Origin of the sequence: Microbacterium sp. C7(2022), assembly GCF_028823665.1 — a bacterium.
In the GTDB taxonomy this organism is placed as follows: domain Bacteria; phylum Actinomycetota; class Actinomycetes; order Actinomycetales; family Microbacteriaceae; genus Microbacterium.
In genome coordinates, this window is the sequence record NZ_JAPEHV010000004.1 from 132,221 (window position 1) to 158,386 (window position 26,166).

Annotated in this window: 26 protein-coding genes; 20 read left to right on the top strand and 6 right to left on the bottom strand. The window is 68.4% G+C overall.

Annotated elements, in window-relative coordinates:
* The first annotated feature begins 66 nt into the window (after positions 1-66).
* From ON062_RS06920 to ON062_RS07000, 17 genes are all read left to right on the top strand, one after another.
* A complete protein-coding gene (locus tag ON062_RS06920; RefSeq protein ID WP_274646408.1) occupies positions 67-1,173 on the top strand; it encodes a histidinol-phosphate transaminase in 1,107 nt (368 codons plus the stop codon).
* 10 nt (positions 1,174-1,183) lie between these two features.
* Positions 1,184-2,347 carry a thiamine pyrophosphate-dependent dehydrogenase E1 component subunit alpha gene (locus ON062_RS06925; protein WP_274646409.1) on the top strand — a complete coding sequence of 388 codons (1,164 nt, stop codon included), beginning with the start codon at positions 1,184-1,186 and terminating at the stop codon, positions 2,345-2,347.
* Positions 2,344-3,327 (top strand): alpha-ketoacid dehydrogenase subunit beta, encoded by a 984-nt coding sequence (locus ON062_RS06930; RefSeq protein WP_274646410.1) that lies wholly within the window; start codon positions 2,344-2,346, stop codon positions 3,325-3,327. The genes ON062_RS06925 and ON062_RS06930 overlap by 4 nt, the downstream gene beginning before the upstream one ends.
* A gap of 28 nt (positions 3,328-3,355) precedes the next feature.
* Positions 3,356-4,744 carry a dihydrolipoamide acetyltransferase family protein gene (locus ON062_RS06935; protein WP_274646411.1) on the top strand — a complete coding sequence of 463 codons (1,389 nt, stop codon included), beginning with the start codon at positions 3,356-3,358 and terminating at the stop codon, positions 4,742-4,744.
* Between the two features lie 83 nt (positions 4,745-4,827).
* A complete protein-coding gene (locus ON062_RS06940; protein ID WP_274646412.1) occupies positions 4,828-5,841 on the top strand; it encodes a metal ABC transporter solute-binding protein, Zn/Mn family in 1,014 nt (337 codons plus the stop codon).
* 44 nt (positions 5,842-5,885) lie between these two features.
* Positions 5,886-6,710, top strand: coding sequence for a metal ABC transporter ATP-binding protein (locus ON062_RS06945; protein ID WP_274646667.1), 825 nt, complete (start codon positions 5,886-5,888; stop codon positions 6,708-6,710).
* A 13-nt stretch (positions 6,711-6,723) separates the two neighbouring features.
* Positions 6,724-7,587, top strand: coding sequence for a metal ABC transporter permease (locus tag ON062_RS06950; RefSeq protein WP_274646413.1), 864 nt, complete (start codon positions 6,724-6,726; stop codon positions 7,585-7,587).
* Between the two features lie 60 nt (positions 7,588-7,647).
* Entirely contained in the window at positions 7,648-8,058 is a 411-nt protein-coding gene (locus ON062_RS06955) for a Fur family transcriptional regulator (protein ID WP_274646414.1), read from the top strand.
* Positions 8,059-8,137: 79 nt separating this feature from the next.
* Positions 8,138-9,067 (top strand): permease, encoded by a 930-nt coding sequence (locus ON062_RS06960; RefSeq protein ID WP_274646668.1) that lies wholly within the window; start codon positions 8,138-8,140, stop codon positions 9,065-9,067.
* Positions 9,060-9,824 (top strand): TIGR03943 family protein, encoded by a 765-nt coding sequence (locus ON062_RS06965; protein ID WP_274646415.1) that lies wholly within the window; start codon positions 9,060-9,062, stop codon positions 9,822-9,824. Before ON062_RS06960 ends, ON062_RS06965 begins: the two co-directional genes overlap by 8 nt.
* Positions 9,814-11,271 carry a hypothetical protein gene (locus tag ON062_RS06970; protein WP_274646416.1) on the top strand — a complete coding sequence of 486 codons (1,458 nt, stop codon included), beginning with the start codon at positions 9,814-9,816 and terminating at the stop codon, positions 11,269-11,271. The genes ON062_RS06965 and ON062_RS06970 overlap by 11 nt, the downstream gene beginning before the upstream one ends.
* Entirely contained in the window at positions 11,250-11,972 is a 723-nt protein-coding gene (locus tag ON062_RS06975; RefSeq protein ID WP_274646417.1) for a DNA-3-methyladenine glycosylase, read from the top strand. The genes ON062_RS06970 and ON062_RS06975 overlap by 22 nt, the downstream gene beginning before the upstream one ends.
* Before the next feature lie 140 nt (positions 11,973-12,112).
* Positions 12,113-12,349: a 50S ribosomal protein L28 gene (rpmB, locus tag ON062_RS06980; protein ID WP_116195225.1), complete on the top strand. Its 237-nt coding sequence runs from the start codon at positions 12,113-12,115 to the stop codon at positions 12,347-12,349.
* On the top strand, positions 12,349-12,519 hold the full coding sequence (rpmG, locus tag ON062_RS06985) for a 50S ribosomal protein L33 (protein ID WP_005051772.1): 171 nt from the start codon (positions 12,349-12,351) through the stop codon (positions 12,517-12,519). The genes rpmB and rpmG overlap by 1 nt, the downstream gene beginning before the upstream one ends.
* Before the next feature lie 3 nt (positions 12,520-12,522).
* Positions 12,523-12,828 carry a 30S ribosomal protein S14 gene (gene rpsN, locus ON062_RS06990; protein ID WP_274646418.1) on the top strand — a complete coding sequence of 102 codons (306 nt, stop codon included), beginning with the start codon at positions 12,523-12,525 and terminating at the stop codon, positions 12,826-12,828.
* 263 nt (positions 12,829-13,091) lie between these two features.
* Positions 13,092-13,379 (top strand): HU family DNA-binding protein, encoded by a 288-nt coding sequence (locus tag ON062_RS06995; RefSeq protein WP_274646419.1) that lies wholly within the window; start codon positions 13,092-13,094, stop codon positions 13,377-13,379.
* Between the two features lie 166 nt (positions 13,380-13,545).
* On the top strand, positions 13,546-15,525 hold the full coding sequence (locus ON062_RS07000; protein ID WP_274646669.1) for a cytochrome c oxidase assembly protein: 1,980 nt from the start codon (positions 13,546-13,548) through the stop codon (positions 15,523-15,525).
* Between the two features lie 48 nt (positions 15,526-15,573).
* On the opposite strand, the gene ON062_RS07005 is transcribed toward ON062_RS07000, so the two are convergent.
* On the bottom strand, positions 15,574-16,755 hold the full coding sequence (locus ON062_RS07005; protein ID WP_274646420.1) for a hypothetical protein: 1,182 nt from the start codon (positions 16,753-16,755) through the stop codon (positions 15,574-15,576).
* 68 nt (positions 16,756-16,823) lie between these two features.
* On the opposite strand from ON062_RS07005, the gene ON062_RS07010 reads away from it, so the two are divergent.
* Positions 16,824-18,182 (top strand): ATP-dependent RecD-like DNA helicase, encoded by a 1,359-nt coding sequence (locus ON062_RS07010; protein ID WP_274646421.1) that lies wholly within the window; start codon positions 16,824-16,826, stop codon positions 18,180-18,182.
* 61 nt (positions 18,183-18,243) lie between these two features.
* Here ON062_RS07010 and ON062_RS07015 read toward each other — a convergent pair whose 3' ends face one another.
* Together ON062_RS07015 and ON062_RS07020 are read right to left on the bottom strand one after the other, a co-directional pair.
* On the bottom strand, positions 18,244-18,897 hold the full coding sequence (locus tag ON062_RS07015) for a heme oxygenase (biliverdin-producing) (RefSeq protein ID WP_274646422.1): 654 nt from the start codon (positions 18,895-18,897) through the stop codon (positions 18,244-18,246).
* Between the two features lie 90 nt (positions 18,898-18,987).
* Positions 18,988-19,299 carry a DUF2470 domain-containing protein gene (locus ON062_RS07020; protein ID WP_274646423.1) on the bottom strand — a complete coding sequence of 104 codons (312 nt, stop codon included), beginning with the start codon at positions 19,297-19,299 and terminating at the stop codon, positions 18,988-18,990.
* Positions 19,300-19,376: 77 nt separating this feature from the next.
* Here ON062_RS07020 and ON062_RS07025 point away from each other — a divergent pair, with 77 nt between their 5' ends.
* Positions 19,377-20,645, top strand: a complete 1,269-nt coding sequence (locus tag ON062_RS07025; RefSeq protein WP_274646424.1) for a serine hydrolase — start codon at positions 19,377-19,379, stop codon at positions 20,643-20,645.
* Positions 20,642-21,511 (top strand): DMT family transporter, encoded by an 870-nt coding sequence (locus tag ON062_RS07030; protein WP_274646425.1) that lies wholly within the window; start codon positions 20,642-20,644, stop codon positions 21,509-21,511. Before ON062_RS07025 ends, ON062_RS07030 begins: the two co-directional genes overlap by 4 nt.
* A 392-nt stretch (positions 21,512-21,903) precedes the next feature.
* Here ON062_RS07030 and ON062_RS07035 read toward each other — a convergent pair whose 3' ends face one another.
* Genes ON062_RS07035 through ON062_RS07045 form a run of 3 tightly spaced genes read right to left on the bottom strand, consistent with a single transcriptional unit; the run spans position 21,904 to position 26,124 of the window.
* A complete protein-coding gene (locus ON062_RS07035; protein ID WP_274646426.1) occupies positions 21,904-23,274 on the bottom strand; it encodes an aminotransferase class V-fold PLP-dependent enzyme in 1,371 nt (456 codons plus the stop codon).
* Positions 23,275-23,308: 34 nt separating this feature from the next.
* Positions 23,309-25,024 carry an amidase gene (locus ON062_RS07040; RefSeq protein WP_274646427.1) on the bottom strand — a complete coding sequence of 572 codons (1,716 nt, stop codon included), beginning with the start codon at positions 25,022-25,024 and terminating at the stop codon, positions 23,309-23,311.
* Positions 25,021-26,124 (bottom strand): agmatine/peptidylarginine deiminase, encoded by a 1,104-nt coding sequence (locus ON062_RS07045; RefSeq protein WP_274646428.1) that lies wholly within the window; start codon positions 26,122-26,124, stop codon positions 25,021-25,023. The genes ON062_RS07040 and ON062_RS07045 overlap by 4 nt, the downstream gene beginning before the upstream one ends.
* Positions 26,125-26,166: the final 42 nt, after the last annotated feature.

Sequence of the window (26,166 nt, forward strand, 5' to 3'; positions counted from 1 at the left end):
ACGCGCCGCGGACTTCACGCACTACTTCATCGCCGGCGGCGTACGTCGCACTCGTAGACTCCTCTCGTGACCGACGCCGCAGACATCCCCGTTCGCGTCCGCCCTGAGATCGCCTCACTCCCCGCGTACAAGCAGGGGCGCCAGGCCGGGGCCGATGCCTTCAAGCTCTCGAGCAACGAGAACCCGTTCGACCCGCTGCCGGGCGTGCTGAAGGCGCTGAGCGAAACGACGAGTGTCAACAGATATCCGGATGCCACGGCCACCCGGCTGCGCACGCGCCTGGCTGACCGTTTCGGCGTCACTCCCGACGAGGTGCACGTCGCTGCGGGCAGCGTGTCGATCCTCGCCCAGCTGGTGCTCGCGGTTGCCGGCCCGGGCGACGAGGTCATCTACGCGTGGCGCTCGTTCGAGGCGTACCCCTGGCTCACCGTCGTCCCCGGAGCCGTTGGCGTGCAGGTACCGCTCACCGACGACGCACGGCACGACCTGCCGGCGATGGCCGAGGCGATCACCGATCACACGCGCGCCGTCATCCTCTGCACGCCGAACAACCCGACCGGTCCGATCATCACCCAGGACGAGTTCGACGCTTTCGTCGAGCGTGTGCCATCGGACGTGCTGGTAATCCTCGACGAGGCGTACGCCGAGTTCGTCACCGCACCCGGCGCCGTCAGCGGTGATGCCGTTCTCGCGCGCGGCACGCACACCAACGTCGTGGTGCTGCGGACGTTCTCCAAGGCATGGGGGCTCGCGGGACTTCGCGTCGGATACGCGATTGGGCACCACCGCATCCTCGATGCCGCGCGCAGCACGGGCATCCCGCTGTCGGTGACCGGTCAGGCAGAAGCGGCGGCGCTGGCGAGCCTCGATGTCGAAGACGAACTGATGACGCGCGTCGCGGTGATCGCCGAGCGTCGCGACCGCCTCGCCGCCGGCCTGCGCGAGCGCGGGTGGCGCGTCCCCGACGCCCAGGGGAACTTCGTCTGGTTGCCCACGTACGCAGAAACAATGGACGCGGCGGCAGCGTTCGAGGCGGGCGGTCTGATCGTCCGGCCCTTCGCGGGCGACGGCATCCGGATCTCTGTCGGCGAAGAGGAATCTGTTGAGATTGTCCTACGAATCGCGGAATCCGTTGTGAATGACCTCCCGTCCGAGCACTCTGGCCGACGATAGCGTAGGGATCGTGACGTCTGCAGATGCGGTGACGACCGACGCCCCAGCGGCCCCTGACGCGCCAGGACTGGTGCGCTTTCTGGCACCCGACGGGTCCTTCGCCCCGACGGATGCGGCAGAGCAGTACCGAGACCTCGTGGACGGTTTGACCGACTCTGACCTCGAGGGTCTCTACCGCGATATGGCGGTGATCCGAGCGTTCGACGTGCAGGCCACCAACCTGCAGCGGCAGGGTCAGTTGGCGCTGTGGCCGCCGAGCTACGGTCAAGAGGCTGCCCAGGTCGGCTCGGCCCGCGCCGCACGTACGCAGGACCACCTGTTCCCGTCGTATCGCGAGCACGTGGTCGCACGCATTCGTGGTGTTGACCCGATCAACATCCTGCGGGTGATGCGTGGGCTCACGCATGGCGGGTGGGATCCGAGCGACCCCCGCAACGGCAACACTCACCTGTACACGCTCGTCCTCGGTTCGCAGACACTGCACGCGACGGGCTTCGGCATGGGCCTGGTGTTCGACGGCCGGTGCGGCACGGGTGATCTCGACCGCGATGAAGCCGTCATCGTCTACTACGGCGACGGCGCATCCAGCCAGGGCGACGTGCACGAAGCGATGGTCTTCGCGGCCAGTTACCGCACGCCCGAGGTCTTCTTCCTGCAGAACAACCAGTGGGCCATTTCGGTGCCGGTGGCCACGCAGTCACCCGCCCCGCTGTACAAGCGCGGTGAGGGGTACGGCATGCCGAGCATCCCGCTCGATGGCAACGATGTCCTCGCCAGCTACGCCGTCACGCGCCGCGCCCTCGATGAGGCGCGCGCCGGTGAGGGACCGCGAGCCATCGAAGCGATGACCTACCGCATGGGCGCGCACACCACCAGCGACGACCCGACGAAGTACCGCTCGAGCGAAGAGGAAGAGTCGTGGCGTCGCCGCGATCCCATCGCCCGCATGCGCGCGTATCTGCTCGGGCGCGGCGCCACGGAAGCTTTCTTCGCCGACGTCGAGGCCGAGTCGGCCGCGGTGGCAGACGACATCCGCGTGCGCACGAACGAACTGGGCGGACTCGAGCAGTCGGCGATCTTCGACCACGTCTACTCGGCACCGCATCCGCGCATCGACGAGCAGCGCGCGTGGCTTGCTTCGTACGAGCAGACCCTCGAAGGGGGTGCCGAATGAGTGACGTCACGACGATGCCCCTCAGCCGCGCGCTGAACGCAGGCCTGCGCGCGGCGATGGCTGCCGATGACCACGTGCTGCTTATGGGCGAAGACATCGGCAAGCTCGGCGGCGTGTTCCGCGTGACCGAGGGGTTGCAGGCTGAGTTCGGCGATCGCCGCGTGCTCGACACGCCCCTGGCGGAGTCGGGGATCGTGGGCACGGCCATCGGGCTCGCCATGGCTGGCTTCCGCCCCGTGGTCGAGATCCAGTTCGACGGGTTCGTCTTTCCCGCGTTCGACCAGATCACGACGCAACTGGCGAAGCTGACCTACCGCCACGAGGGCGCCCTCCAGATGCCCGTCGTGATCCGCATTCCCTACGGCGGGCACATCGGAGCTGTTGAGCACCACCAGGAGAGCCCCGAGACCTACTTTGCGCATACTCCCGGATTGCGTGTGGTGGCGCCATCGACCGCGAATGACGCGTACTGGATGATTCAGGATGCCATCGCCTCGCCCGACCCGGTCATCTTCCTCGAGCCGAAGGCGAAGTACTGGCAAAAGGGCGAGGTCGACCTTTCGGCCCGCGCCGTCGACCTGCACGCCTCTCGCGTGGTGCGCCGCGGCACCGACGTCACGCTCGTCGGGCACGGCGCGATGGTGACGACCCTCCTGCAGGCGGCCGCGCTCGCCGAGTCCGAGGGCACCAGCTGCGAGGTCGTCGACGTGCGCTCGCTGTCGCCCGTCGACTACGGGCCGGTGCTCGACTCGGTGCGTCGCACCGGGCGCATGGTGTACGCGCAAGAGGCCCCGGGATTCGTCTCGGTAGGCAGCGAGATCGCGGCGACGGTCATGGAGAAGGCGTTCTACGCGCTCGAAGCGCCGGTGATCCGTGTGTCGGGCTTCGACACGCCCTTCCCGCCCGCGAAGCTCGAGGGCACGTACCTCCCCGACGCTGACCGCATTCTCGAAGCCGTCGATCGCGCGCTGGCGTATTGAGTCCGACCCCGCTGTTCAAGGAGAACCGATGAGCACTCCCGCAGAATCGACTTTCGTCCTCCCCGACGTCGGTGAAGGTCTCACCGAGGCCGAAATCGTCCAGTGGCGCGTCGCGCCGGGCGATGCGGTCGCCGTCAACGACGTCCTCGTCGAGATCGAGACGGCGAAGTCGCTCGTCGAGCTCCCGTCGCCCTTCGCGGGCACGGTCGGCGCTCTCCTCGTGTCCGAGGGAGAGACGGTGAACGTCGGGCATCCGATCATCACGATCGCGTCGGGGGCGGATGCCGCACCTGCCACGATCGGTCAGAGTGAGCACGGCGAGCCCGCCGATTCCGACGAAGGCGGCGGCGCTGTGCTGGTCGGCTACGGCACCGGTGGCGCGGTGAAGTCACGGCGCCGGAAGCCGGCGGCAACGGCGCAAGAGCGTGTGACGGCGTCGGTCGGGGTGATCGCCAAGCCCCCGATTCGCAAGCTCGCACGCGATCTGGGCGTCGATCTCGCGAGTGTCGTGCCCAGCGGCGCAGCCGGTGAGGTCACGCGCGACGACGTCCTGAAGCACGCGTCGCAGGCGAGTGTGTTCCGCAACATTGAGACGCCCGAGTGGGGCACGGTGCGCGAAGAGTCCATCCCGGTTCCGCGGCCGGTCAGTGCGCCGGATGCCGCTCCCGCCGCAGTCTCAGAGCGCTCGGCGGTCCCGGGTGAGAACGGCAACGGCGACCGCGAAGAGACGATCGCGGTGAAGGGCGTGCGCAAGGCGACGTCGTCGGCGATGGTGCAGTCAGCGTACTCGGCGCCGCACGTGAGCGTCTGGACCGACGTGGATGCCACGCGCACCATGGAACTGGTGAAGCGCCTCAAGGCCTCGCCCGACTTCGCCGACGTCAAGGTCTCGCCGCTGCTCATCATGGCGCGAGCCGTGATCTGGGCAGCCCGCCGCACGCCGATGGTCAACGCCGCGTGGGTCGATGGCGAAGATGGCGCGCAGATCACGATGCGTCGTTATGTCAACTTGGGGATTGCTGCCGCGACGCCCCGGGGGCTGCTGGTGCCGAACATCAAGGACGCGCAGGACCTCTCGATGCGTGATCTCGCCCGTGCGCTGGAGAAGCTCGTGCTGACGGCGCGGGACGGCAAGACGAGTGTGGCGGACCAGCAGAACGGCACGATCACGATCACCAACATCGGGGTGTTCGGCATGGACGCGGGCACGCCGATCATCAACCCCGGCGAGGCCGGAATCGTCGCCATGGGCACGATCCGCCAGAAGCCGTGGGTCGTCGACGGTGAAGTGCGCCCGCGGTTCGTGACGACCGTGTCGGGCTCGTTCGATCACCGCGTCATCGACGGAGACGGTATGAGCCGTTTCATCGCGGACGTGGCATCCATCCTCGAAGAGCCCGCACTCCTCCTGGACTGAGCCGTCCGCGCGGGCGCCAACGCCGCGTGGGTCAGCTCTGTTCTCAGTTTGAGAACGATTATCAATAGCGTTAGAGTGAGGGCATGAACACGTCACGCTCTCTTTCGCTGCTCGGCCTGGGCGCAGCATCCGCCCTCGCTCTTACCGGATGTGCGGCGGCCGCCGACACGACCGAGACGGCAGCAAACGCGAGCGACGACGTCATCACGGTCGTCGCGTCGACCAACGTGTACGGGCAGATCGCTGAAGAGATCGGCGGCGACAGCGTCGAGGTCACGTCGATCATCACGAACGCCGCGCAGGACCCGCACTCGTTCGAAGCCAGCGCGCGCGACCAGCTCACCGTGTCGGACGCCGACCTCGTGATCGAGAACGGCGGCGGATACGACGGCTTCATGGACGCGATCATCGAGTCGACCGAGACCGACGCGCACGTGATCACCGCGGTGGAGTTCTCACACGACTGGCCCGAGAACGACGGCCACGACGACGCAGAGGATGAGCACAGCGACGACGAAGACGACGACCATGCCGAAGATGACCACGACCACGCCGACCACGGCCACGTCGAGGGCTTCAACGAGCACGTCTGGTACGACCCGCACACCATGGTGCACGTCGCCGAAGCGATCGCCGATGAGCTGACCGAACTTGATCCCGAAGCCGCCGACGTGTTCGCCGCGAACTTCGACGCCTTCGCCGCCGAGATCGAAGCCCTCGAGGCCTCGCTCGCCGAGATCGACGACGCCCACGACGACGAGCACGCGTTTCTCACTGAGCCCGTCGCCGGCTACCTGGTGGCCGAAGCGGGCCTTGAGAACGTGACTCCGGATGCTTTCAGCGAGGCCGTCGAAGAGGGTCAGGACGTCCCGCCCGCAACCCTGCTCGAGGCGCTCGACCTGATCGCGGACGGCGATGTTCGCGTGGTCGTCACCAACACGCAGACCGGCGGAGCAGAGACCGAGCGCGTCGTGAGCGACGCCGAATCGGCGGGAATTCCCGTCGTGGCGTTTTCAGAAACGCTCCCCGAGGGCCAGACTTACATCTCGTGGATGCAGAGCAACATCGTGGCGCTGCAGGCAGCGCTCGAGAAGTGAGCGGGGGCCCGCTGCCCCTCGGCGAGCCTCACACGCACCGCGAGATTCCGGCAGACGCCCCCATCGCGCTCGAGATTCGGGATGCCGCGTTGCGGCGCGGCGGTCGCGAACTGTGGTCGGGGCTCAACCTCACCGTCCGTGCGGGTGAGCTCGTCGCCATCCTCGGGCCGAGCGGCTCGGGCAAGACGACTCTGTTGCGCGCGATTCTCGGCCTCGAGCAGCTGAGCGAGGGCGAGATCACCGTGCGCGGCCAGCGCGTGGCTTCGAAGGGCAACCGGGGGATCGGCTACATTCCGCAGTCGCGCCCTCTCCCCCGCGACACCGCGCTGCGCGGTCGCGACCTCGTCGCCCTCGGCGTGAGCGGGCATCGCTTCGGGCTGCCGATCCCGCGCCGCGGTGAGAAGCAGCGCGTCGACGAGTTGATCTCTGCCGTCGGCGCCACAGCTTTCGCCGATCGGCCGGTGGGCCTGCTCTCGGGCGGCGAACAGCAACGACTGCGCGTCGGGCAGGCGCTCGCCGACGAGCCGGGGCTGTTGCTGTGCGACGAGCCCCTGACCAGCCTCGACATGGCGAACCAGCAGGCGGTGGTCTCCCTCATCGACCGCCATCGGACCGAACGGGATGCCGCGGTGCTGCTCGTCACTCACGATGTCAATCCGCTGCTGCACCAGGTCGATCGCATCCTGTACCTCGCCCACGGGCGCTTCACCCTCGGCACTCCCGAGGAGGTGCTCAACTCGACGGTGCTGAGCGCGCTCTATGGCGTGCCGGTGTTCGTGCTGCGCGCCGGTCACCGGCTCGTCGTGGTCGGCGCGCCCGACGCCGAAGAGACGCATCATCACCACCACGACGAGGAGCCGAGCCTGTGAACGGGGGTGCTTCGTGAACTGGGATGCCATCGCCGACGCCATGTTCGGTGGACTGCCGTACTACGGCGAGATCTTCGCGCTCGTGTCGAACTCGGTGTGGGCCGGTGCCGTTCTCGGGCTTGTCGGCGGACTGATCGGCGTCTTCGTCATCCAGCGCGACATGGCCTTCGCCGTCCACGGCATCAGCGAGCTGTCGTTCGCCGGCGCCGCCGCCGCGCTGCTCATCGGCGTCGACGTCGTGACGGGCTCGATCGTCGGTTCGCTGATTGCGGCGGCCATCATCGGATGGCTCGGCGCACGCGCGCGCGATCGCAACTCGATTATTGGCGTGCTGATGCCGTTCGGGTTGGGTCTCGGCATCCTGTTTCTCGCGCTGTACGACGGCCGCAGCGCGAGCAGTTTCAGCCTGCTCACCGGGCAGATCGTGTCAGTGCAATCCGACCAGCTCGGCTGGCTGATCGTGATCAGCGCCTTCGTCTTGATCGCCCTGCTTCTGGTGTGGCGGCCCCTGCGGTTCGATTCGCTCGACCCGCAATCCGCGGCCGCGCGCGGTGTGCCGAACACCGCGGTCTCGCTGACGTTCATGCTGCTCCTCGGGCTGACCGTGGCCGTGGCCGTACACATCATTGGCGCTCTGCTCGTCATGGCGTTGCTCGTCACCCCCGCCGCAGCCGCCATGCGCGTGGCATCCGGCCCCCTCGCCGTCCCGCTGCTGGCGGCACTGTTCGGGTTCGTCTCGGCCGTCGGCGGGATTCTCCTCGCGATCGCCGGCACCCTTCCCGTGAGCCCCTACATCACCACCCTGTCGTTTGCGATCTACATCGTGTGCCGCGTGATCGGCGCTCGCCGCGACCGCGTGACGCGTTCGCGCGTATGACACCGCGCGCCCCGGGTCTTCCCAGCGAGGCCCTCCGGGATGGCCGGTAGACTCGCCCCCATGGCTCAGCGCAACACGTGGCAGCGCGAGCGGGTGCGCGAAGCGCTCGCTGACGCGCCGGGATTCGTGAGCGCCCAGTCGTTGCACGCTACGCTCCGCGACGAGAACACCGGGATCGGCCTGGCGACGGTCTACCGGGCCCTCGCGGGCCTCGCCGCTCAAGGTGACGCCGATTCGCTGCAGAGTCCCGATGGCGAGTCGCTCTACCGCGCGTGCACGAGTAGTGGTCACCACCACCACCTGATCTGTCGCTCGTGCGGCACGGCGGTCGAGATCGAAGCCACCGCCGTCGAGCAGTGGGCGCGGACGACGGCCGAAAGCCACGGCTTCACCGACGCCGAGCACATCGTCGACATCTTCGGCCTGTGCGCCAATTGTGCAAAGGCCCGCGACGCGCGTGTCGAGAACTGACACGAGGCCCGCCGCGACCTCGTCTTCGACCGGCCGCACCTTCATCGCGCTGGTGATCGGCGCGGCCGTGATCGCGGGGCTGTTCGCGATCGACGCGTTCGCGCCGGCGCTGTTCGACGACCCGCTGTCGACGCGGGCACAGGACGCCCTGACGCTATCGATCAGCGTGCTGATCGAGTCGCTCCCCTTCGTGGCGCTCGGTGTGGCGCTGTCGATCGTGGTGCAGGTCTGGATCCCGCCCGGAGTGATCGAGCGATGGATGCCACGGCGAGCGTGGGCGAGACGCGCGGTGCTCTCGTTGCTCGGCATGCTGATCCCTGTATGCGAATGCGGGAATGTACCGTTCGCGCGCGGTCTGCTCATGCGTGGATTCACCGTTTCAGAGACGCTGACCTTCCTCATCGCGGCGCCCATCGTCAACCCGATCGTGATCATCACGACACACCAAGCGTTCGGCTTCGACGACGGCATCCTGGTCGCTCGACTCCTTGGTGGGTACGCGATTGCCAACCTCATCGGTTGGCTGTACAGCCGGCATCCCTCCCCCGACGCGCTGCTCACCGACCGGTTTCGCGACACGTGCGAGCTCGTCACTCACGAGCCAGGCGGTCGCGGTCGTCGCTCGCTCGCTCAGTTCGTGATCGAGCTGCGTGCCGTCATGCCAGCGCTCATCATCGGCTCGGGGCTCGCGGGGCTGGTGCAGGTGATCGTTCCACGTGAAACGCTCCTCGCGATCGGGTCGAACCCCGCTCTGTCGATCGTCGCGATGATCGCACTGGCGATGGTGGTGTCGATCTGCTCGAACGTCGACTCGTTCTTCGCGCTCTCGTTCGCGTCGACCTTCACACCCGGCTCGATCGTCGCGTTCTTGCTTGTGGGCCCGCTGGTCGACGTGAAGATGCTGGCGCTGATGCGCACGACCTTCACCACCCGCACGCTCGCTGGCATCGTTGTTGTCGTCGTGCTTGCCGCATTCGCGATCGGAACGGTGGTGAACCTCGTTGCCTGATCTGCACTCTCTTGCCACGCGCTGGCTCGGCGTGGGCCTCGCGTCGATCCTGTCGGTGGTGACCCTGAGCCTGGCTTTCACCGATCGGCTCGGGCTCTACATCAACCCCGACTCGACATGGTTCGCCGTCTCGATGGCCATCTTCGTGCTCGTCGGCGCGATCGCGTCGTTCGCGTTGCCGCTCGGCGCCGAAGCCGATCACGGCCATGACCACGGGGATGCTCCCGCCCCGGCGGTCGCCCATGACCGAGGCCACCCGGGCGCGATCGCTGCGAGCGCGGTCGGCGGGGTCGCGGCATCCGGAATCGTCGTTCTCACTCTCGTCCTCCCGCCGGCGTCCCTCTCGGCCGAACTTGCGATGTCGCGCGATACCGGCGCCGCTCCGCTGTTCGCCGGGCAAGACACGGTCGCGCTCGCCACGACCGGAGACACTGACTCGTTCGGCGTCGGCGAATGGGCGAGCGTCTTCGCGACCGCTACCAACCCCGACGCGTTCGACGGCGACGAGGTCGAACTCACGGGGTTCGTCACGCCTGGCGACGGCGGCGAATTCGACCTGACGCGACTGGTCATCACCCACTGCGTCATCGACGCCCAACCCGCGAGCCTCCCGGTGGTGGGGGTGGATGCCGCACCCGAGACCGGCCAGTGGGTCACCATCACCGGCACCGTGCGGGCAAGCTCTGACGGACGCCTCGCGGTCGATGCCGCATCGGTGACACCGATCGACGAACCCGAGAACCCGTATGAGTTCTGATTCTTCACGCCGCGCGGGCACCCCGTCGACGCGCCGCGGTCGCGCGCGGCAGCGTCAGGGGCGCGCGTTCGTGCGCGCCTTCGCCATCGTTGTGGGTGCGCTCGCGGTCCTCGGTCTCGTGGGCGCGGCCGCGAACGTGACGCAGGGCCCTCGCATCACCGACGTGCAGCTCGATCCCGAGGCGGCGGTGGCGGCATCCGGCTCACGCCTCATCGTCACCACGTCGCAGTCGCTCGCCGAGGTCGATCCCTCGCAGGTGAGCGTCAACCCGGCGGCACCGTTCGCTGTCGATACTTCAGGGCGCAGCGTCGGCGTGCGCTTCGCGCTGCCGCTGTGGGACGACACCGAGTACACGATCACCATCGATGGCCTGACGGCGTTCGGCGGCGGGCCGGCCACGCGCGTGAGCGAGTCGTTCACGACGCCGGCGATCGATGTGCACCTGATGCGACGCGACGCCAACGGCGACACGATCTTCCGCACCGACCTCAGCGGAGAGAACGCCGTTGCCGTATTCACCGACCCGCACATCGAAGACTTCCGGGCGACCGCGACCCACCTCGTGATCTCGACGCGCACCGACGACGACCGCGCACGCGTGCTGATGACCGACCTCGACGGACAGAATCCGGTCGAGCTCCCTTTGCCCGGCGACGGGTTCGTCACCAACCTGCAGAGCGCCGATCGTGGCGAGCTGATCGGCTACACGTTCTCAGATGCGAGCCTGTCTGAGGACTCCGGCCGCGAAAGTATGCTCTTTACGGCATCTTTGAAGAATCCGGATGCCGCGCCCGTGCCGATCACCGTCGAAGGCGCCGATCCACGCATCGCCGACTGGCGGTTCGTGCCCGATACCGACAGCATCCTGCTGCTTTCGTTCGACGGCACGCTGCTGCTGGGAAGCTCCGAGGGGCTGGGCGCGACCGAGGGCAGCGACGGGGGCGACGGGACGAACCTCGGGACCGCGGTCGGCATCGAAGGCATCGCCCGCGGCTCGACCGTCGCGATTGTGGAGCGCGTTGATCAGCGAACGACGATCGACCTCACCGACGCGAGCGAAGCGCCGCTCGTCGATGCCGATGCCGGGCTCCCCCTCGTGACGAGCGTCACCCCGCTGCCCGACGGCACAACGCTGCGGGCCGGCGCCGTGCTCGAGGGCGACACCCCGACCGGCCGAACCGCCGTGGACTACGTTGACGTCGACGGCGCCACGACACCGCTGTTCGAGTTGCCGTCAACGGACGCACTGCTGCAGGTCTGCGCGTCGCCCAGCGCGCGGTATGCCGCGCTGATGATCGCGCCGGACGTGGTGAACAACTCCTACGACACGTACCAGCTGCCGTTGCCGTCGGTGGTCGAAACCCGGATCGTTTCGATCGCAGACGGCGCCGAGGTGGTGGCGATGACCGGATCGGCGATCTCGTGGTGCCAGACTCCCCCGATGTAGCCGGCGACTGGACGCCTGCGACCCGCGACCGGCTCGTCGGTCTGCCGGTCGATGTCGCACCGATGCTGTTGGGTGCGCTGCTGGAAACGACGGTGGACGGCGAGAGGGTGGTGGTGCGGCTGACCGAGGTAGAGGCGTACCACGGCCTCGGGACCGGCGACGTGCCGGACCCGGGCTCTCACGCCCGGATGGGACCCACCCCGCGCAATGCGACGATGTGGGGCGAGCCGGGGCACCTGTACGTATATCTCAGTCACGGCATACACTCGTGCGTCAACGTTGTGTGCGGGACGGACGGCACCGCCGGCGGAGTCCTCTTGCGCGCGGGTGAGGTCATCGGCGGTGCCGATGTGGCACGACGGCGACGCGCCGCGAGAGGGGCATCCGGTGTCATCGCCTCACGCGACCTCGCACGCGGACCCGGGCGGGTCGGGTCTGCCGTCGGCCTGCGTCATCCGATGCACGACGGGATCGATGCGGTCACGGGCGAGGTGCTCACGGGGGCGAGCGCCCGCTTGCTCCTTGCCGTCACGCTGCCGCCGGCGATCGCGAGCGGCCCGCGGGTGGGGGTCGCAGGGGTTGCGGGTACGGATGCTTTTCCGTGGCGGTTCTGGATCTCAGGCGACCCGACCGTCTCGGCGTTCCGCTGGGGGAGGGGCGCTGGCCCCGTCAAGGCGACACGCCCGGGCGTGCTAGACTGACTCTTTGTCTGCGCGCACTCCAGCACGCAGTACGCCTCCCACACCTCTTACTGACCGGAAACGGTCGTGTGTCGTGCGGGATGCAGACAAGGGATCTTGGGTGGAGCCGTCCGGCTTCACGGTATTAAGGAGAAATCACTATGGCAGCAGTGTGCCAGGTGACTGGAGCAGTTCCCGGCTTCGGTCACAACATCTCGCACTCGCACCGCCGGACGAAGCGCCGCTTCGACCCGAACGTGCAGAAGAAGACGTACTTCGTTCCGTCGCTGGGGCGCAGCATCAAGCTGAACGTCTCGGCAAAGGGCATCAAGGTCATTGACGCTCGCGGTATCGAGGCAGTCGTTCGCGACCTCCAGGCGAAGGGTGTGAAGCTCTAATGGCCAAGAAGGCACAGGACGTACGTCCCATCATCAAGCTGCGCTCGACCGCTGGCACGGGTTACACCTACGTCACGCGCAAGAACCGCCGCAACAACCCCGACCGCATCGTGCTGAAGAAGTACGACCCGGTCATCCGCAAGCACGTCGAATTCCGAGAGGAGCGCTGATCCATGGCTAAGAAGAGCAAGATCGCGCGCAACCAGCAGCGCCAGGAAGTCGTCGACCGCTACGCCACCAAGCGTGCAGAGCTGAAGAAGGCTCTGGTCGACCCCAACTCGACCGACGAGCAGCGCGAAGCCGCTCGCGTGGGCCTGCAGAAGCTGCCCCGCAACGCATCGCCGGTTCGCCTGCGTTCGCGTGACGTCATCGACGGCCGCCCCCGCGGTGTCCTCACGAAGTTCGGCATCTCGCGTGTCCGCTTCCGTGACATGGCACACCGTGGCGAGCTGCCCGGCGTGACCAAGTCGAGCTGGTAAGCACCCGCGACATACGTCGTTCGAAGGGCCCGGAGTCCTCGGTGACTCCGGGCCTTTCGCATACCACCAAACGCCTCACGCGTCCCACAAACCCCATGCGGACCGCGACACGCCGACGAATTGCGCCGATTCCCGCGGAAATCCGCGTTTTTCCGCGGGTTTCTGGCTATAGTCGAGGCGGTCGATCCGACCAGCCGGGGGGCTCTCAGCCGTCCGGTCCATGCAATGAGCGGGCGATTCCGCCCCCTTTGGAGGACATACCCATGGCCGACAAGTCCATCACCAAGACCGAACTCGTCGCGAGCATCGCGAGCGCCACCGGACAGAGCCAGGCCGCCGTTTCGGGCGTGCTCGACTCGCTCTTCGCCACCGTCTCGGAGGCCGTCGCCAAGGGCAGCAAGGTTGCGATCCCGGGCTGGATCTCGTTCGAGCAGGTTGCCACCTCGGCACGCACGGGCCGCAACCCGCAGACCGGTGAAGAGATCAAGATCCCCGCGGGCAAGCGCGTCAAGGTCACCGCTGGCTCGAAGCTCAAGGCTGCCGTCAAGTAAGACGCACCAGTCGAAAAGGGGGCACCGCGCACGCGGTGCCCCCTTTTCGCGCTTGGCCGGTTCTGACGAGGTCTGGGTGGGGCCGGGTGGGACGTAGGCTGAATGGGTGACTCGCACGCCCACTCATCGCGGCGCTCCCGCCGCGCGCGGAGCGGCCGAGCGAGGTATCCCCGCCACGGCGCTGCGCATCCTCGGCCCCGCGGTACTGCTCGCCGCCGCACTCGTCGCCCTGGTCGTCGCGCTCGCCTACGGTGGCGGCGCCGACCCGCTCACGATCGGTGACCCGGGTCCCTTCGCGCGGTGGGGCCTGCCGATCGCCAAACTGATGGTCAACGTCTCGGCCGCCGGTATGGCGGGTGTGCTCGTCACGGCGCTGTTCGCGCTGAAGGCGGGGGAGCGAGAGTTCGACATCGCGTTGGATACGGCATCCGTCTCTGCCGCGATCTTCACGATCGCCTCGGCGATGACCGGGTTCCTCACGTTCATCGACGCGTTCAACCCTGAGATCAACGCAGGCCCCGAGTTCGGTTCCCAGCTCGGCCGCTACCTCGTCGACACAGAGGTGGGCCGCACGTGGCTGATCACCACGGTCGCCGGCGCGGGCCTGACCGTGCTCACCTTCGCCGTCCGCTCGTGGACCGCCACGTTCTTCGTCGCCCTCCTGGCCCTGGCGAGCCTCGTCCCGATGGGCACGCAGGGGCACTCGGGTGACGCCGCCGACCACCACATCGCCATGACGGCGACGATCTTGCACATCATCGGCGCCGCCGTGTGGCTGGGTGGTCTGCTGCTGCTCGTGGTCGTCCGCCCGGCGCTCAAACGCGGCCCGCTCGCCGACGTGGTCGCGCGGTATTCGAGCATCGCGATCGCCGCGTTCGTGATCGTCGCCGGGTCGGGTGTGATCCGCGCGGTCGTCGGTCTGCGTTCGTGGGACGCCCTGCTGTCGCCCTACGGCGCGATCCTCATCGCGAAGGTCGTCGCGCTCGTCGCGCTGGGCATCCTCGGCGCCTGGTACCGGGGCCGGCTGATCTCGCGGCTGCGCGAGGACGCGGCATCCCGCATCTTCTGGATCCTGATCGTGGGCGAACTCGCGATCATGGGTATCGCGAGCGGTGCCGCTGCTGCGCTCGCACGAACGCCGCCTCCGCCGGGGGCAGAACCCGCGTTCGTGCAGACGCCGGCCGAGATCCTCACCTACCAACCGCTGCCGGATGAGCCCACCCCGATCGACTGGATCATCGGGTGGAACATCGACTGGCTGTGGGCGTTCATCTCCGCGTTCGCCGTCTTCTTCTACCTCGCCGGTGTGTGGCGCCTGCACCGCCGCGGCGACGCCTGGCCGATCTATCGCACCGTGCTGTGGGTGCTGGGCATGGCGATGCTGTTCTGGGTCACCGGCGGCGTGGTGAACGTCTACCAGGCGTACCTTTTCAGCTTCCACATGATCGGGCACATGCTGCTCACGATGGCGATCCCGGTGATGCTCGTGGCCGGCGCCCCCGTCACTCTCGCCGCACGTGCGATCCGTAAGCGCCAGGACGGCACTCGCGGCGGGCGCGAATGGATCCTCTGGGCCGTGCACTCGCCGGCCATGCGGGTGCTCACGAACCCGTTCGTGGCGGCGGGGCTGTTCGTCGGGTCGCTGTGGATCTTCTACTACACCGATCTCTTCCGCTGGTCGCTGTACGACCACCTCGGCCACGAGTGGATGACGGCGCACTTCCTGCTCACCGGGTATCTGTTCGTCCTCACCCTCATCGGCATCGATCCGGTGCCCTATCGCCTGCCGTACCCGGGCCGCCTGCTGCTGCTCATCGGTGTCATGGCGATGCACGCGTTCTTCGGCATCGCGATCATGATGCAAGAGGGCCTCATGGTCGCCGAATGGTTCGGCTCGATGGGGCGCACGTGGGGTGCGACTCCGCTCGAAGACCAGCGCGCCGGGGGTGGCATCGCGTGGTCGATCGGTGAGATCCCGACGCTGATCCTCGCGATCACGGTCGCCATCCAGTGGAGCCGCAGCGACTCTCGCGACCAGAAGCGCCGCGATCGCCACGCCGACCGCACCGGCGACGCCGAGCTCGAAGAGTACAACGCCAAGCTCGCTGCGCTTGCGGAGAAGGATGCCCGGGCGGCGCGTCGCTGAGGCGGTGCCCGCCCCGCGGGCTCAGCGCCTATCGCCCGCGCCGCGGACTCACTGCGTGTCGGTACCGCTCACCGCGATGGTGACGCTGCCGTCCGCGAGGACCCGGATGGTGCCGGTCAACCGGAACGGAACCTCGTCTTCGGTCGCGGTGATGCTGCCGTCGAAGAGTGACTGGATGTCGACGGAGATTCCCGCGACGGCGTCGGTGGCGGGGATGCTCCAGTTCGCGCCGTTGGGGACGAGCTCGATCGTCGGCTGGGCGAGGATCGACCACTTCGGCGTGCCGACGATGCGGTCTTCGACCACGTAGCCGAACGGGCACCCGGTCGGCTGGAGCACCTCTTGCGTCGCGCACGTGGTGAGGAACTCTTCGACCCGCTGCTGCACGACCTCGGTGAACTGCTCGGTCGGCTGGGCCTGAACGCGCACCGGCACTTCGGCGAAGGGGGCGTCCGAGAGCACCGCGACGCCTGCGGTCGACGCAATCGCGCTGTTCACCGAAACGGAGTACAGCCCGGGTGTGAACACCAGCAGATCGACGGGATCAGCCGGGTCGGCGTCGGCACCGTCGGGGGAGACCTGTCGCTTATCGAGAGCGAATCCGTTTACGTCGAAGGTCGTCGAGCCGCGCACGTCGAGCGTCAAGACCGCGAGCGGACTCGTCGCGAAGCGCCATGTCGGGGCGATCCCCACCTGGCCCTCGCGGATGACCTCGAACGTCGATGTGCCCTCGTAACGCCCGGCCTTGTACTCGACCGTGACCTCGTACACGTCGCCGTGGAGTACCTCAGAGATGACGTGCGCGTCGCTCAGCGACCCCATCGCGCTCGAACGCAGCAGAGCGTCGTGCGCGGTCGGGGGCAAGTCGGCCGACTCGAGGTCGGTCGAGGCCACCGAGACTCCGGGCACGGTCAGCGCCTCGGCGGCGTTGCCATCGGCGAGCAACGACAAGTAGCGCTCGACGAACGCGGTCGGCGAATACAGTTCACGCTGCACTGCGCCGAATGCTGCGGCGACAGCGGCAATCAGCAGGACGCCGATCACGGCGAGGATCGACAGATCGACCGCGAGCCGTCGCTTCGCTCGGCGACCGCTCGCCGGAGGTGACGTGGGGGTTCCGGATGCCGCGCCCTGAGGCCCGGCAGATGTGGCATCCGATCTGGGGCTCTCTGCGGGAGCCGCAGGCGCGAGCGCATCTGCGGCGGGATCCTTCACCACCCCTGAGTCCACCCCCACAGTCTAGGAACCCGAGGCTTCACGATGGCTGTGCGCCGACATCTGGTGGCTAACATGAATCGGTGAGCACCCCCGCCCTCTCTGCCGAACAGGAAGCACTGTTTCGCCTGATCGAGGACACCAACGAGCACGTGTTCGTCACGGGCCGCGCGGGCACCGGCAAGTCCACCCTGCTGCAGCACTTGGCCTGGAACACCAGTAAGCAGATCGCCGTGTGTGCGCCGACGGGTGTGGCCGCGCTCAACGTGGACGGCCAGACGATCCACTCGCTGTTCCGCCTGCCGATCGGGCTCATCGCCGACAGCCAGCTCGAGCAGTCCGACCCGGTGCGCAAGATCCTCAACGCGATCGACACACTCGTCATCGACGAGATCTCGATGGTGAATGCCGACCTGATGGACGCCATCGACCGTTCCCTGCGGCAAGCGCGCGGTCGGCGCGCCGAGCCGTTCGGCGGCGTGCAGATCGTGATGTTCGGCGATCCGTACCAGCTCGCCCCGGTCCCGCCGCGCGGCGACGAGCTGCGCTACATCCGTGATCACTATCGCTCGTTCTGGTTCTTCGACGCGAAGGTCTGGGTCGGGCAGGCGGCGAGTGACGGCATCCTCGACATCGGCGCCCACGGCGCACACCTCAACGTGCGCGAGCTCGTCGACATCCACCGGCAGTCCGACCCGGCGTTCAAAGCCATGCTCAACGCCGTGCGCTACGGGCGCGTCACCGCCGACATTGCGCAGGTGCTCAACGACACCGGTGCGCGCACACCCCCGGATCCGGCGGACGGCGAGCATCCGATCATCACCCTCGCCACGCGCAACGACATCGTCAACAACATTAATCGGCGCCACCTGAACGAACTGGTCGGGCGCGAGCAGACCGCCGTGGCCGAAGTCAACGGAGATTTCGGGCGAGGGGATGCCGCGTACCCGGCCGACCTCGAACTGAAGCTCAAAGTGGGGGCGCAGGTCATGTTCCTGCGCAACGACACGGGTCAGTTCGGTGAGCCCCCGCGCTACGTCAACGGCACCATCGGAACCGTCACGCGCATCGCGGGGGAGTCGGTGCGCGTGGATGTCGACGGCGATGAGTTCGACGTCGAACCCGCCGTGTGGGAGAAATTCCGCTACTCGTACAACTCGGCGTCGAAGTCGCTCTCTCGCGATGTGGTGGCCGAGTTCACGCAGTTCCCGCTACGACTGGCGTGGGCGGTGACGATTCACAAGTCGCAGGGCAAGACGTATGACCGCGCGGTCATCGATCTGGGGTCGGGCGCGTTCGCGCCGGGGCAGACCTACGTCGCGCTGTCGCGGCTCACTTCGCTCGACGGTCTGTACCTGTCGCGGCCGCTGCGGCCGAGCGACATCCGCGTCGACCCCGACGTGCAGCGCTGGTTGAGCGGCGCGCTGGCGCCGGGGCGGTAAGACGGCGGGCTGGCCGGGCGCGAGTGTTCCCGGGACAGGCGCCGGGTCGACCAGTCCCGGCTCAGGCGACCTGCGAGGCCTTCGCGTCGGCGAGATCTTCGAACAGCTCGGTGTTGAAGCGGTACGCCAAGAGCACCTCGTCGATGACGCGTTCTTGTTCGGCGGCGTCCCAGGGCGCGGCATCCAACTGCTCTCGATAGACGTCCTTGAATGCCTTCGGGTCAGCGATGTCATCGAAGAGGTAGAAGCCGATGCCGTTGGTCTCGAAGCCGAAGCGGCGCGCCATGAGGCGGCCGATGAACTGACCGCCCGACAGGTCGCCGAGGTAGCGCGTGTAGTGGTGAGCGACGAAGCCGCCCGCCCACGTCGCGCCGACCTCGTTGATGCGTTCGACGTAGCGCTGTGTCGTGGGCAGTGGGGAGATCTGATCGTGCCAGTCGGGGCCGATGAGGAATTCGAGGTCGGCCTCGAGCGCGGGAAGGCGCGTGAGCTTGTCAGAGATGAAGACCGACGCGACGGGATCGTTGCGCATCTGACCCGCGGTGCGCTCGAGCGCCTCGTAGATGAACCAGTGCTGAGCGACCAGTGCGACGTAGTCGTCGCGGGTGCCCTCGCCCTTCATGAGGTCAGACATGAAGCCGGCGGTTTCGCTCGACGAGTGCGCTGCGTTCGAACGCTCGCGTAGCGCGGTCGAGAACGGGATCGGGTCGCTCATGCGCCCATGATAAAGGATTAGGATCGCCTAACCTAGCGCGGTTTGCGGCTGGGGCGCGCAGGCGCGCCCCGATGCGTGCGCGTCGGCTTGTTACGCGTGCGGGCGCGGCGTGATGTTCAGGCGCGCGCACGCTTCGTCATACAGCGCCACGATCTCGCGACGGACTTCGGGGCGCTCGCTGATTGCTCCGCCGGGCCAGGGCACCTCGATCGTGTGCTCTTCGCCCTCGTCGGTGGCGATGCGCCACTGGCCCCGCTCGCCGTCGAAGCCGATCATGGTCGACGTCACCGCGGTGAACGACGGCGCGAATGCGCGTGCGATCAGCAGATTGTCATCGGTGTGGTCGTCGTTCATGTGTGCAAGCACAGCGGTGACCACGGCATCGTCGAACACAAACGTCATGCCATCACTCTATGCATGCGGGGTCTTGCCGGTTTGCCGGTTAGGCTGGTTCGGAGTGAATCACCGGGGGGTGAGCTGTGGGATTGCGCACGACACGACGACGCGTCGCCGGTGCTCTCGTTGCCGTGCTCGCCCTCGGCGCCGGACTCGTCGGCTGCTCCGCCAGCGCCCCGGTCACCATCGACATCCCCGAACAGGTTGATCAGGCATTTCCGGATGCCACGGCCGAAGCCCTGCAGACTGCTGTCACCGACGCGATGGTGCACTCCGGCTCACCCGGCGCGATCGTCGGCGTGTGGGCGCCGTGGAGCGGTGAATGGGTTGCAGGCCTCGGTACCTCCCAGGTCGATGGCGGGGCCGCCGTCACCCCTGAGATGCAGTTCCGCGCCGGGAAGATCACCCGAGCGATGACCTGCGACGTGCTGTACGGCGTGGTCGACGACGGGCTGGCCTCGCTCGACGACAGCGTGAGCGAGTACGTCGCCGGCGTGCCCGACCTCGCAGAGGTGACGCTGCAGCAGTTGTGCGACAGCACCTCGGGCGTCGGCTCGTTCGAGAGCACCGTGAGCTCGATGTGGCTGAACAACCCCGAGCGCGTGTGGAAGCCGATGGAGCTCGCTGCATTCGGTCTCGGCAAGGAACGCAAGTCGGGGCCGGGCGAGATCTACTCCAGCTCCGACACCGGGTACGTGCTGCTCGGCCTCGCGCTCGAGCACATCACGCGCAAGAGCGCCGCTGACCTCTTCGACGAGTACATCAGTCAGCCCCTCTCGCTCGAGGCGACCGGACTCGGCAGCGCCGCATACGGCGACGATGTTCTTCCCGGGCTCGTCTCGCGCAAGGTCGACGGCGAGTGGGACTGCGCGGCTCCGCTTGACATCACGTCGCTCTCGACGAGCAGCGGCTTCACCGATGCCGGCGCGGTAGTCAACATCACCGACCTCGGCCGGTATGCCCAGGCCCTGGCATCCGGAGCTCTCGTCGCGGACGAGTACGACCGTTTCACCGACCCGAAGCCCGTCAGCGCGAAGAGCGCTTCGTGGTTCACGACGACCGGCGGCGCGTATCAGGCCGGCTCGCTGATCGGTCAATACGGCTCCGTTCCCGGGTATCTGACCGCAGCGTTCGCCGACCCCGACACCGGGCTCGCGGTGGCCGTCGTCCTCAACAACTCGGCCGTCGGAGCCACATTCGCGCGAAACCTGGCGTGGGAACTCGCGGCCATCGCGTCGAAGGCGCCGGCCGCGTCGGGCCAGACGGCGCCCGAAGCCGGGCTGCCCTGGACGGCCGAGCAGTACGCCGAAGACATCGCCGACGCGGCCATCTGTAAAGCTCCGGCCGAGTGACACGAGCGCCGTCGGCCGCCGTCGTCCTGGTGGTCGTCGGGCTGTCGTGCCAAGAAATCGGCGCATCGCTCGCGGTGCTGCTGTTCCCCGAAGTGGGCCCGCTGGGCATGGTCATGCTGCGGCTGGTGTTCTCGGCCGTGGTGCTGTTGCTGATCGCGCGCCCGCGCCTGGTCGGGCACTCGCGGGCGGCGTGGCGGAGCGTGGTCGAGTTCGGCGCGGTGCTGGCGATCATGAACGGGCTGTTCTACCTGGCGCTCGAGCGCCTGCCGCTCGGGGTGACGGTGACGATCGAGGTGCTCGGGCCGCTGGTTCTGTCGATTGTGGCGAGCCGCCGGGCGTCGGCGTGGCTGTGGGCGCTGCTCGCCCTTGCGGGTGTGGTCGCGCTTGCCGGCGGCGGGTGGGACCGACTGGATCCCCTCGGCGTGCTGTTCGCGCTGGGCGCCGCGGCGAGTTGGGCGTTCTACATTCTGGCCTCGGCGCGCGTAGGTACGCAGTTTCCGCGGCTTGACGGGTTGGCCCTGGCGATGGCCGTCGGCGCGCTGATCGCATTGCCGTTCGGGATCTGGGATGCCGGCACCGCCCTCCTGCGGTGGGACATCATCGCGCTCGGAGCGGGCGTGGCGCTGCTGTCGTCAACCATTCCGTACGCGCTCGAGCTCGTTGCGTTGCGCCGGCTGCCCGCCGCGGCCTTCGCGATCTTGATGTCGCTCGCCCCTGCCACGGCATCGATCGCCGGGTTCGTGTTGCTCGGCCAGCACCTGTCGTGGCTCGAACTGGTGGGTATCGCCCTGGTGATCGCGGCGAGCATCGGGGCGGTGCGTTCGTCGGGGCGCGCCGCGCGCGAAACCGCCGAACCGGTGGGTTGACGCGCGCCGGCTTGCCGCGAGCTGACGCCCCGGCCGCCGCTGCGGGCTGACGCGCCGCGGCGCCGCTGCGGTCGAGCGCCCGGCGCTAGGGGAGGAGAACTCGCTAGGGGAGGACGGACTCGTCCTCCTGCGTCCTCCCGAAGGTGCATTCTCCTCCGCTGCGTCGCGCGCTGCGCGCTGCGCGCCGGGCGCCCCGCGGCGCTAGGGGAGGAGAACTCGCTGGGGGAGGATGAATTCCGGCTCCTGCGTCCTCCCGAAGGTGGATTCTCCTCCGCTACCGGTGCCACCTGGCTAGGGGTGCCGCCTCCCCGGGCCGGGCTGCGCCCCGCGCGAAACCGCCGAACCCGTGGGGTGACACCCGGGCCGGGCGCCGCAGCCCCGCCGCGCACCCGCTACATGGTGTCGAGGATCGCGGTGAGGTGCTCGAAGGTGGTGCGGGGGTTGAGGATCGCGAACCGGGCGTTGGTGCGGCCGCGGTGACTCGACGGAGTGACGAACGCGTGCTGCTCATCCAGCAGCCGGTTCGACCATGCGACGTAGTCGGCCTTCGTCCAGCCATCGCGCTCGAACACGACCGCCGACAGCTGCGGGCGCCGCACCAGGGTGAAACCGTCGCGCTGCTCGATCTCGTCGGCGATGCGCTGGGCGAGCTCGAGCGACGCCGTGATCGCCGACCGGTATGCCGCCGCACCGTAGGTGGCCAGCGAGAACCACAACGGCAACCCCCGCGGGCGGCGCGTGAGGTGCACGGCGTAGTCCGAGGGGCTCCAGTCGTCGGTTTCGGTGAGCGTGTCAAGGTATTCGGCGTGCTGCGTGTGCGCGCGGCGGCCGAGCTCGGGGTCGCGGTAGATCAGCGCACACGCGTCGAACGGTGCGAACAGCCACTTGTGGGGGTCGACGACCAGCGAGTCGGCGTGCTCGACCCCGGCGAAGCGGTGCCGTGCGAGCGGCGACAACATGCCCGCCAACCCGTACGCGCCGTCCACGTGCAGCCACACGCCGTACTCCCGCGTGACCTCGGCGATCGATGCGATCTCGTCGACGATGCCGAAGTTCGTCGACCCGGCGGTGGCGACCACGGCGAACACGCTGTCGCCGTGCTCGGCCAGGGCTTCGCGTACGGCGCTACCGCGCAGCATCCCGTCATCTCCCGAGGGCACCCCGACGACCTCGACATCCATGACGCGCGCGGCCGAGGCGATGGACGAGTGCGCCTCAACGCTGCACACGACGCGCCATCGGTCGGGCTGGATGCCGCGGGCCCGCGCCGCCTCGCGCGCGGCGACCAGTGCCGAGAGGTTTCCGAGGGTGCCGCCCTGCACGAACACGCCGCCGGCGGTGGCCGGAAGCCCGAACTCGGCGGCCAACCAGCGCAGCACCTCGTTCTCGGCGTGGACGGCGCCCGCGCCTTCGAGCCACGATCCGCCGTAGAGGGCGCTCGCCGAGACGACGACGTCGAACGCGGCGGCGGCTTTGGTCGGCGCCGACGGGATGAACGACAGGTACTGCGGGTCGTCGGTCGTGATGCACGAAGGCGCGAGCACGTGCTCGAACGTCGAGAGCGCCTTGCGCGCGCCGATCCCGTCTTCGCTGATCGTGCGGCCGGCGAGGCGCGACAGTTCGGCGGGCGAGAGGGGCTTGTCGAGCGGGTTCTCGGTCGCGAGCAGTCGGCCCCGTGAGTACTCGAGCACGAGGTCGACGATCGCGCGCGTCTCGTCGGTGATCTCGTGCATGCGGGCGGGGCCCGGGATGGCGTCGGTCATGTGCCGGTCTCCTTGATGACGGGGTGAGTGGATGCTACGCCGAGGCGGGCAAGCGCGGTGTGCGCGGCGGGGTGGTGCGTCGCGAGCCGGTTGCTTCGAACGCGGCGGCGAGGCTCAGCAGGGCCGTGTCGTCGTATGCGCGCCCGGCGAAGGTGAGGCCCACCGGCATCCCGATGTCTTCCATCGTGCCCATCGGCACGGTCACCGACGGGATGCCGAGGTGTCGCATCGCGAGGTTGCCGTTGGCGATCCAGACGCCGTTGCGCCAGCCGGCGTCGGCCGAGGCTTCGACCCGGTCCATATCGGCGGGGCCGACGTCGGCGACGGCGGGGAAGACGACGGCGTCGAGCGCGTGGGCGTCCATCCACTGCTCGAGGTCGATGCGCCGCGTCTCTTCGAGGCCGCGCAGGCCCTCGGGCAGCTCGGGGAAGTCCTCGAAGCGGGCTTCGGGATGCTGCCGCACCCAGTCCGGATACTCGGCGATGTCGTCATCGAACCCGGTGTAGCGATCGGGCAGCGCGCCCTCGGGGTGGGGGAAGATCGTCGCACCATCGACGTTCGCGAGCGTGGGCAGCGACGGGTCGCCGTTGGCGGCGAGGAAGTCCTCCCACGCCCACGCTGACAGGTCGACGATCTCGCGCTTCAGGTACTCGGGCGTGACGAGGCCGCGGGTGGCGATCGTGGGCGCGCCCGGGCGGTCGCCTTCGTAGTTCGACACGACGGGGAAGTCGACCTCGACGACGGTGACTCCGGCGGCTTCGAGGTCGGCGCGGGCGCGTTGCCACAGCGCGATCACCGAGTCGCGCGTGGTGATGGCCTGGCCGGTCGGGCCGCCGATTCCGCGGTTTTCGGCGGTGCCGGCCAGCGGATCGGCGTTGATGTACATGCGGGGGATGCCGACACGGGCGCCTTGCAGTGAACCGGCGCCGTCGGCGAGCCCTACGTACGAGGCTGGACGCACTTCGGACGCCGCGGGCAGCGTGATCCACGGCTGAGCGCGCCAGAAGTCGCCGCGCGTCTCGGCATCGTCGGCGACGATCACGTCGAGCACTTCGAGCAGGTCGGCCATCGTGCGGGTGTGCGGCACGACGACGTCCATCGTGGGGACGAGGGGCCAGTTGCCGCGGGTCGAGATGACGCCGCGCGAGGGCGTGTAGGCGCACAGCGCGTTGTTCGAGGCCGGTCCGCGGCCGCTCGACCAGGTCTCTTCGCCCAGTCCGAACGCGGCGAAGCTGGCCGCGGTCGCGGTGCCCGAACCGTTGGACGACCCCGACGCGAAAGGGGCCGTCAGCCAGTCGGCGTTGTACGGGCTCTCGGCGCGGCCGTAGACGCCGCGCTGCATACCGCCGTTGGCCATGGGGGGCATGTTCGTGAGGCCCAGGCAGATCGCTCCGCCCGAGCGCAGCCGCTCGATGGTGAACGCGTCACGCTGCGCGACGAGCTCTGCGAACGCGGGGCTACCGGATGCCGCGGTGAGTCCCTTCACCAGGTAGCTGTCTTTCGCGGTGTACGGGATGCCGTCGAGCGGGCCGAGCACCGCGCCCGCTGCGCGGCGCGCGTCGGATGCCTCCGCCTCGGCACGTGCGTCGGGGTTGTGCACCACGACGGCGTTCAGCGCCGTGTCGGTGTCGGGCCCGTTGTAGGCGGCGATGCGCGCGAGGTAGGCGTCGACGAGGGCGACGGCCGTGGTCTCGCCGCGCTCGAGCGCGGAGCGCAAATCGGCGATGGACGCTTCGACGACGTCGATCATTTCGCCGCCGCCTCGCCCGTCGCGCTCGCCGCCGCACCGGCAGCGCCCGTCGCGCCAGCGCCCGGCGCACCCTCGAGGGCCGGTTCCTGCTGGGTGATGCAGTGGATGCCACCGCCGCGCGCGAAGATCTCTCGGGCGTCGACGGTCACGACCCGGCGCCCCGGGTATGCGTCTTCGAGAATGGCGCGGGCCGTGGCATCCGCTTCTTCTTCACCGAAGCCGCAGGCGATGACTCCGTCGTTCACGACGAGGTGGTTGACGTAGCTCCAGTCGACGAAGTCCTCGTCGTCGCGGAGCGTCGCGGGAGCGGGGAGCGAGACGATGTCGAAGGGGCGGCCGGCGGCATCCGTCTCCTCCTCGAGTGCGCGACGGATCTCGACCATCGCAGCGTGGTCGGGGTGGCCCGGGTCGCGCTGGTCGTGCAGCAGGATCGTGCCGGGGGAGGGGATCGTCGCGACGATGTCGACGTGGCCGTTGGTGCCGAAGTCGTCGTAGTCGCGCGTGAGCCCGCGGGGCAGCCAGACCGCGTGCGTTGCGCCGATCGTGCGGGTCATTTCGGCTTCGACGCGCGCGCGGTCAGCGAAGGGGTTGCGGTGCGGGTCGAGCTGGACAGTCTCGGTGAGGAGGACGGTGCCCTCGCCATCGACGTGGATGCCGCCGCCTTCGTTCACGAGTAGGGAGCTGACGAGCTCGGCGCCGCGCTCGGCTGCGACGAAGCGCCCGATTTCGGCCGACAGGCGCCACTGGGCCCATTCGGGCGCGCCCCAGCCGTTGAACGTCCAGTCAACGGCTCCGAGGACTCCGGGGCGCTCGTCGTCGACGACGAAGGTGGGTCCCATGTCGCGCATCCAGAACTCATCGAGTGGGGCGATGAGGATCTCGATCTCGCTGCTGAGCATGCGGCGCGCACGATCGGCTTCGCTCGGGTCGACGACCATCGTGACGGGTTCGAACTCGGCGGTGGCGTGGGCGACTGCGGTCCACGCGGCGTAGCCGGCCTCGCGCTCCTGCGCGCTCTCGCCGAGAGTGATCCCTTCGCGAGGGAACGCCATCCACGTGCGGGCGTGGCGTGCGGTCTCTGCGGGCATGCGCCAGGTCATGGCATCCATCCTCTATCGTCATCGCTTATTGATCACTTGATC